At 60.1% G+C, this 6,617-nt stretch carries 6 protein-coding genes and 2 tRNA genes; 2 read left to right on the forward strand and 6 right to left on the reverse strand.

The genetic code is table 11. From position 1 onward, the window contains the following. Positions 1–76: 76 nt before the first annotated feature. From AC6H42_RS10995 to AC6H42_RS11005, 3 genes are all read right to left on the reverse strand, one after another. Positions 77–1,144 carry a DUF932 domain-containing protein gene (locus AC6H42_RS10995; RefSeq protein WP_497548041.1) on the reverse strand — a complete coding sequence of 356 codons (1,068 nt, stop codon included), beginning with the start codon at positions 1,142–1,144 and terminating at the stop codon, positions 77–79. Positions 1,145–1,252: 108 nt separating this feature from the next. Then, positions 1,253–2,260 (reverse strand): DUF7146 domain-containing protein, encoded by a 1,008-nt coding sequence (locus tag AC6H42_RS11000; RefSeq protein WP_497548042.1) that lies wholly within the window; start codon positions 2,258–2,260, stop codon positions 1,253–1,255. A 10-nt stretch (positions 2,261–2,270) separates the two neighbouring features. Next, positions 2,271–2,771 (reverse strand): hypothetical protein, encoded by a 501-nt coding sequence (locus AC6H42_RS11005; RefSeq protein WP_497548043.1) that lies wholly within the window; start codon positions 2,769–2,771, stop codon positions 2,271–2,273. 498 nt (positions 2,772–3,269) lie between these two features. Between AC6H42_RS11005 and AC6H42_RS11010 the strand changes: the two genes are divergently transcribed. Then, positions 3,270–3,890, forward strand: coding sequence for a hypothetical protein (locus tag AC6H42_RS11010; protein WP_497548044.1), 621 nt, complete (start codon positions 3,270–3,272; stop codon positions 3,888–3,890). 877 nt (positions 3,891–4,767) lie between these two features. Further along, entirely contained in the window at positions 4,768–5,091 is a 324-nt protein-coding gene (locus tag AC6H42_RS11015; RefSeq protein WP_497548045.1) for a helix-turn-helix domain-containing protein, read from the forward strand. Between the two features lie 8 nt (positions 5,092–5,099). Here AC6H42_RS11015 and AC6H42_RS11020 read toward each other — a convergent pair whose 3' ends face one another. The 3 genes from AC6H42_RS11020 to AC6H42_RS11030 form a co-directional block, all read right to left on the reverse strand. Then, a complete protein-coding gene (locus AC6H42_RS11020) occupies positions 5,100–6,209 on the reverse strand; it encodes a site-specific integrase (RefSeq protein WP_497548046.1) in 1,110 nt (369 codons plus the stop codon). Positions 6,210–6,363: 154 nt separating this feature from the next. Beyond that, positions 6,364–6,437 (reverse strand) — tRNA-Cys (locus tag AC6H42_RS11025). Positions 6,438–6,488: 51 nt separating this feature from the next. Next, positions 6,489–6,564 (reverse strand) — tRNA-Gly (locus AC6H42_RS11030). Positions 6,565–6,617: the final 53 nt, after the last annotated feature.

Here is a 6,617-nt window from a genome sequence, read left to right on the forward strand (position 1 = left end):
GTACCCAACACCTGTGCGGGAGCACGGGCAGGATGGCCGCGACCAACGCCACCATCCGCCCCGCGCCCGCAATCAACTATGATGCTTCGGCGATCGGCCGCCACTCGGACGCGGACAGCTCCAGCAACTTGCCGCCCAGTTCCTCAAACTCGGTCGCCCGATCGTAATCTTCCACATCCTGCGAATAACCAGTGACCGCGTTGACCAGACCGTATCCGGTCATGTCGCGTTCCTCGAACAGATGACGCAGCACACCGGCACACTCGTTTTCGTTCAGCGCATACCTGTTGGCCAGCACCTCGACCGCCCTGGCTGGACTACCGGTCAGTCTGATGCCCATGGTCTTGCGCATCTTTTCCGAGATCAGCGTGAACGTCACGTCGGATACCGCGGACGCCACCAGATCCCGTACCTTCAGGAAGATGGCTTTGTCGTCCGCCTCCAGGGTGTCGTCCCGGTACACCATCACCTCATCGTCGTCGGACACCAGGTTGCGTCCCGCGTGGTTCTTCCGCATGCTCCGGTCCTGTATGATCAAGCCGTTGCTGCAAACCAGGCGGAACAGCAGCGGTTCCACCCGGAGCGTGCCGCACCCAATCTCCGAATTGCTGACGATGACTCCGGCCCGCACCACATCTCCCGGAGCCACCTCGCATTCAATCTCCGAGCTCACCACCTTCAGGTAGAGCTTTTTCCCGGTCAGCTGAACGGACTCGAATCGCGCCCCGGGAATTTGCTGCAGTACCGGGATGATGCTTTTTGCCAGATCAAAGTTGTCCAGCCTGCGGTAGCGCGTCGACAAAAATGCGCGGGCGTGGTTGTCCAGCGTCCGCACCAGATAGCTGTCCGGCGAATGCAACTTCAGCCAACCGTTGACGTTCTGGTCCAGCAGTTCCGGGTTGTAGTCCCGCATGCGCTTGAAGTAGACAAGCGGAATATCCAGCTTCTTGGCCAGCTGCCCGCACACGAAGTCGCCCAGCGGGTAACGCCGTTCGCCGTCGGCCTCGTCGATCACCAGCCGAAATTCCCCAGAGGTGGTGGTCTCGCCGCGCAGCTTCTTGGCCGGCACGATCAGATCGCGCTTGGCCGCAGCCTGGCGTTCGAGTTCACGCGCCAACTCCATCAGTTCGCATCCTGCTTTCATGGTGTTCCTCCAGTCATAAAAAACGCGGACGGACCAGCCCCGGCGGGGTTGGCCCCCGCAGGGTTGAAATACAAGGCCTCTCGGCCGTTCACAAAGACTGCTATCGAACTACGCTGCCAACTCGTCCCGCGCGGCACGCCGCTCGGAAACGGTGGCCCAATCGGCGCCGGCGTCCCGGGGAATGAATACTTCGGCTTTCCGATCATCCCCATGGCGGCAGCACTTCATATACCGCCGCGCCAGGCCGTACGCTGCGGCCTGTCCGTCGAACATGGCATCGGCGTCGTTGTCGCCGTAAATCCGCAACTTGGTCACGCCGTCAGGGATCCAGACCCGCTCCAGATTGCTGGCGCAGATACCCACCCAAACCGGCTGCCCGGTGTACTTTTGAATCGCCAAGCCGGTCTCCACGCCTTCGCACACCGAAAGGGTGTCGACTGGCTCGCCGAGCCTAATCGCCGCGCCGTTCACGCCGCCGCACAGGAGCTTTTTCGACTCCGTGCCGAGCGCCTTGCGGCCATCCTCCAGATAGGTGCGCAGCAGTGAAACCACCTGCCCGCCCTGGTCCTTCACAACCGATACCATCGCGGCGTAGTTCCGCACCAACCTCGGCTTTCCGGTCTCCTGGTCGGGCTCGTAGTAGCCCAACGCCGGGTGAACACGCAACGTCGCTGGGTACTTATCCATGCCCAGTCCACGCGCGCGGAGATACCGATCCACCTCGTCCCCAGCGGCAACAGCGCGGGTTTCGGAGAGGATGCGATGTATCAGCCTGCGCGCATCCTTGACCGGACCCGGCACCGGCGGCGACGCCGGCAGCATCCCCAGGCTGATCTCGACGTTACGCAGCGCAGTGCCCGCGTTCCATCCGAAGTAGCCCATCAACAGCTTGAAGCCTCCACCGGCGCCGCAGGCACGGCACACGTAATTGCCGTCCCCAAACTTGTCGGTGTACTGGAAGCGATCCGTGCCGCCACAAGCGGCAATGGGACATGGTTGATTGCGCCGGTTCACCACCTTCTCATCAACCCCCAGCGCAAGCAGCAGCGCCGTCCAGCGCCCAAAGGCGCGCTCGCGCGCGGCCTGGAAGCGCCGCTCGAATTCTTCCTGTTCCATGGCGAATCCTTCAGGCAAACAGATCGGTACGCTCTTGATGGCGGCGCACCTGTTCGTTGATCCACTGCGGATTTTCCGCGAGATGATCGGCAGCCCACTCGGGGTGGGCCAGAACGGCGTGTTGCACCCAAGCCGGATAACCGACCAACGATGCTTCAAACCAGCGTCGCAAACGTGCGGCGATCCATGCACGAACCTCTTCCGGGTCGCACGCCCCGATGAAGGGCAAGCGGGACAACGGGCTGCAAGCGGCAACGCGCATACAGCTCACAAAAGAGAACGGTTTGACGTCGTGCTCCGCGTCGGTAAATACCCAGCGCACTATTTCAAATTTCTCCGCCAGCGGTGTGCTGGCAACTGCGAGCAGACGGACCTTTTGAAGGAGCCACCAGTGCAGGCGAACCACATCCTCCTCGCTGAATTCCTCGGCCGGCTCATCATCGAGCAAGTCGTTGGGCGCAGCAATGCGTGCGTTCGAGTCCGGAACATTGGTCAAGAAAAAATCATTCATGATTGCCTCCGTTAAGAAAAAAAACGGGACAATCGCCCGCATGGGAGGTTGTCCCATGGGGGGGAAAGGGATTGGTTACCCTTGATTGACATGCTGGCTGTGCTGCTACGGCTTGAGCCGCACTCGACGGGCTGCCAGCTACCGTCGGAGAAAACTCGTAACTGGCGACTTCAACACCTTGCGCGTGTCCTTTACGACTTGCGCATGCCTGGTCGCCTTTCGGACAAGGTAGGCAGCGGTCGCGATGACGTCAAGTTCTGTGCACCGCAATTACGCAAGTTCACCGGCACGTCACCCTGCGGTTGGCGCGCTGACAGGCAGTGAACCGCCGCATGCGAATGACCGTACCAACGGAGTGATTGGCACGCACTGGCGCGGTCCGCCCTTCGCCAAGCTGCGGCAGCAGGGAAAGGATGTGATTTTCTCCCGTGTTTCCCCTTTGGATGTCGGGCGGATCGGCCTATTCTCGGATGACGAACCTCCACCCAAGGTGCACATATGAACTCGCACGCCGATACTCCGACCATCGCCATCGCGGACCATGACGCCACCAACCGCAAGCTGCTAGCACGCAACGTCGCAACTAAGACCGAACATATAGAATCGGCTAGCCGCAAAGTTCCGGTGGCGCTTTACAGCCCTGAAGGCAAGCGCCTTTATCTGAGGTGCTTCGAGATCACCCAGATCAACTTCCATTACATCATTGTGTTCGCGCGTATGAAAATCTCCGAGCAGGAGGTCGACAAAATTGAATTGGAACTGCGGACCATGCTGGACACCCGGATTGCCCGCCTGAACAAGGCGCTCGTCGAGACAGAAGCGAAGTGCCACGCGCACGGCATCGCCAGCTTGGCCAGCTACGATGTGGAACCGCTCGAGTTCGAGGCGAAGATATTCTCTATGCTGGACCGTAGGCTGCTCGAACTTATCGAAAAGGTCGATCAGCTCATGCCCATGCTGGAAACCTTGTGCATTGATGAGGCGATCACACCAAGCCAGCTGATTGTCGAGAAGTCAAGGATCAAGAATGCCGTGCGGGGAACAACAAAAGCGGTCCGCATAATCCGGGCATCGTTGGAACGCAAGGCTAACGCCGTGCCCGGCAATCACGTAGGATAAGCAGTGTGCCAACAATTAACCACACGACGGCGGCGACGAGACTGTGGTGCCGATAGCCTAGGGAGACGCCTGGATCGCGCTGCAACAAGCTGCCGCCGTGGTACCACCCGTGCAGGGCCTCAAGAGGCCGTGATCATTGTATCGATATTCGGCCCAGTCCTGCAGCATTGCGCACCGCTGTTCCGAATACACTACCTTGTTATAGACTCGCCGAACACCACGCTGCCGTGGTCTCGTCTCTCAATCGAGATGATGCCCCGACATGTCTCGTGCGGAACCGCTCGCGCCCAGCACTGCGCGGACAAGGTGCGCGAAGCATACCTACCCCGCTGACCTACACGCGATAACGACGGTTCCCGTCAAGATTGGTCGGCCCTCGGCGACGCCTCAGAATGGCAGCGTCGGACCCAAGCCTCTCACTGCCGATCCGGGAATCCCAAGTAGCGCAACTCGCTCCGCGCAATTTCGGTGCACCGACATTGACGCGCACGATAACCCCGAATAAATTGTAATTGCAGCAGCTAGCCCTGCAGAAGTCGGCCAGCCTACCAGTCATAGACGAGCAGTAGTCGCTATACAGCCCACGGCGTTCCGTCTGAGCTTGAGCGATCTATTCCGGTCTGCCCGGATCGTCATTCCAGTTCTCATTTTCGACCGCCTGGCAGGACGCTGGGAGCGCCCCAACCGCTCCGCTCTGCTGCCACCCCTGATCGGATCGAACACTTCCGCCGCCGGACAGCATCGTATGCGCGCCACAAGCGCACGTCCATTGGAGTAGCAGCCAACCTTACTCTTGACATCATGTGCCCGGTGCCGTGCGCCTGGCAGTACCTGACTTCACTAACTCGACAACAAATCAACCTCGAACCGCACGACTATGAACACCGCCGATACTCTCAACGCCGCACAAGCCGCGGAGATTCTTTTCGCCGACACGGAGACCGTACTCGAACTGGCACGCCAGGGCACACTGCCGGGAACCAAGATCGGGAAATGCTGGGTATTCCTTCGTCTCGACGTGCTCGCCTTCCTCAGGGCCCGCATCGAGCAGGACACCAAAGCCCGCCGCGAGCAGTTGGCGGAAGGTCCTAAAGCGATCGCTACCGTGGTACCCGTCCCGCGCCACGCCCGTCGACGCGCCCCGCCCCTACTGCCCCAGACGGTGCCGCTAGTAACGAGAAAGCCGGCCGCATCGCGGTAAGCGTGCGGTCACCAGAGCATCGCTGCCAGATCGCTGCCGCGCAGACTTGCGTACCGCTTCAGCATGCGCAAGTCGCGATGCCCCGTAATTTTGGCGATGAGAACATCGGACAGCTTCGTCCTCAGGTAGAGCCGGCACGTCGCTTCATGACGCAAATCATGGAAGTGAAAGTCGGCAGCGCCGGCCGATTCAAACACCTGCGCGAACACCCTGGACAGATCGCGGGTGGTAATGTCCAGAATTCCCTCATCCCGGCTGCCGTTCCAAAATGGAAAAAGCCTATTGCCGCGGCTGCTGATTTCCTTGGCGTTGTCCGCAGTGTATTTCTCCAGCATGTCTACGGCCGGGCGCGAGAGCGGAACCTGCCGGTTGTCGCCGTTTTTAGTGCGCACCAAGTGGATGGTCCTCGAACCCAGATCGAGCTGGTCCAATTCCAGGGTATAGCATTCGCGCATGCGCATCGCCGTCTCCAGCGCGAGCGTAAACATCGCAAGCTCGTCCGGCCTGCTTGCCAGCAGACGTACGATGCGTTGCTCCTCATCGGTATGCAGCCGACGGTCACGCTCGACACTTTCCTTTGGCTCCTTGCCCTGCGCACGCATGTGGCGCGCGTCAGCCTCAGAATACACCGCGAATCCGCGCTTCAGCAGGCGCAGCGGGTTCTGCGCCATGATCTCGGGATGCTTGCGTATCATCCAGTCGAAACAACGCGCCAAGGCGCCATGCCTGTGCCGAATGGTTGACGGGGCCAGGTTGTCATCGCGCTTCATCGCTCGGATCCACCCCTCGGCCCAATCGTAGTTCAGGTGACCAGTAGCCAAGGTGGCAACCGATGCATGCAGCGTGTCGAGCAGTTTGCTTTCCGACAGTTTGATGTTGTTATGTCGGCGGTACTCCGCGATGCAGCGCGCCACCGTCCAGATTTCTCGTGTGGTCGTCGTGCGTTCCAGCAGGGAAGCGGGAACGATCCCTTGCGCCAGTAATCCTTCCAGTTGCCTGGCATAGGATTCCGCTTGAGCGAGAGAATCAAACGTCGCCCAAAGCCGCTTTTGCGGAAGCAGCTTGTTGACGATGGTGAGCTGGACGGCGCCAGACGGGAGGGTCTTAAAGGATGCCATAGGGCGTATCGTAAGAACGGCGCCCGACACTGTCAATCCAGGTGCAACGGCCTGCGCGCGGCAATTTGGCCGTCACGCGCGCGGTTAACCGCTTTTTTGAAGCGGTATACCACCGCGTCGAGGCGGTGGTATCTGAGCTAAGTGCTTGATATTATGGAGGCGAGGATCGGAGTCGAACCGACCTAGACGGCTTTGCAGGCCGCTGCATAACCGCTTTGCTACCTCGCCGAGGGAGACTTGTCTGAAACGGCAGCCGGTTAATCTCTGCCATTCGAATTCTGGAGCGGGAGAAGAGTCTCGAACTCTCGACCTCAACCTTGGCAAGGTTGCGCTCTACCAACTGAGCTACTCCCGCATTGGAGTGTGTACTGCCGCAAAACCGTGGAGCGGGAGAAGAGTCTCGAACTC

This window comes from Massilia sp. NBRC 108631 (assembly GCF_059704565.1).

Bases quoted from the DNA above. Each gene is read 5' to 3' on its own strand.
- AC6H42_RS10995 (WP_497548041.1), bottom strand. From the start codon at position 1,144: ATGAAAGCAGGATGCGAACTGATGGAGTTGGCGCGTGAACTCGAACGC.
- AC6H42_RS11000 (WP_497548042.1), bottom strand. From the start codon at position 2,260: ATGGAACAGGAAGAATTCGAGCGGCGCTTCCAGGCCGCGCGCGAGCGC.
- AC6H42_RS11015 (WP_497548045.1), top strand. From the start codon at position 4,768: ATGAACACCGCCGATACTCTCAACGCCGCACAAGCCGCGGAGATTCTT.
- AC6H42_RS11005 (WP_497548043.1), bottom strand. From the start codon at position 2,771: ATGAATGATTTTTTCTTGACCAATGTTCCGGACTCGAACGCACGCATT.
- AC6H42_RS11020 (WP_497548046.1), bottom strand. From the start codon at position 6,209: ATGGCATCCTTTAAGACCCTCCCGTCTGGCGCCGTCCAGCTCACCATC.
- AC6H42_RS11010 (WP_497548044.1), top strand. From the start codon at position 3,270: ATGAACTCGCACGCCGATACTCCGACCATCGCCATCGCGGACCATGAC.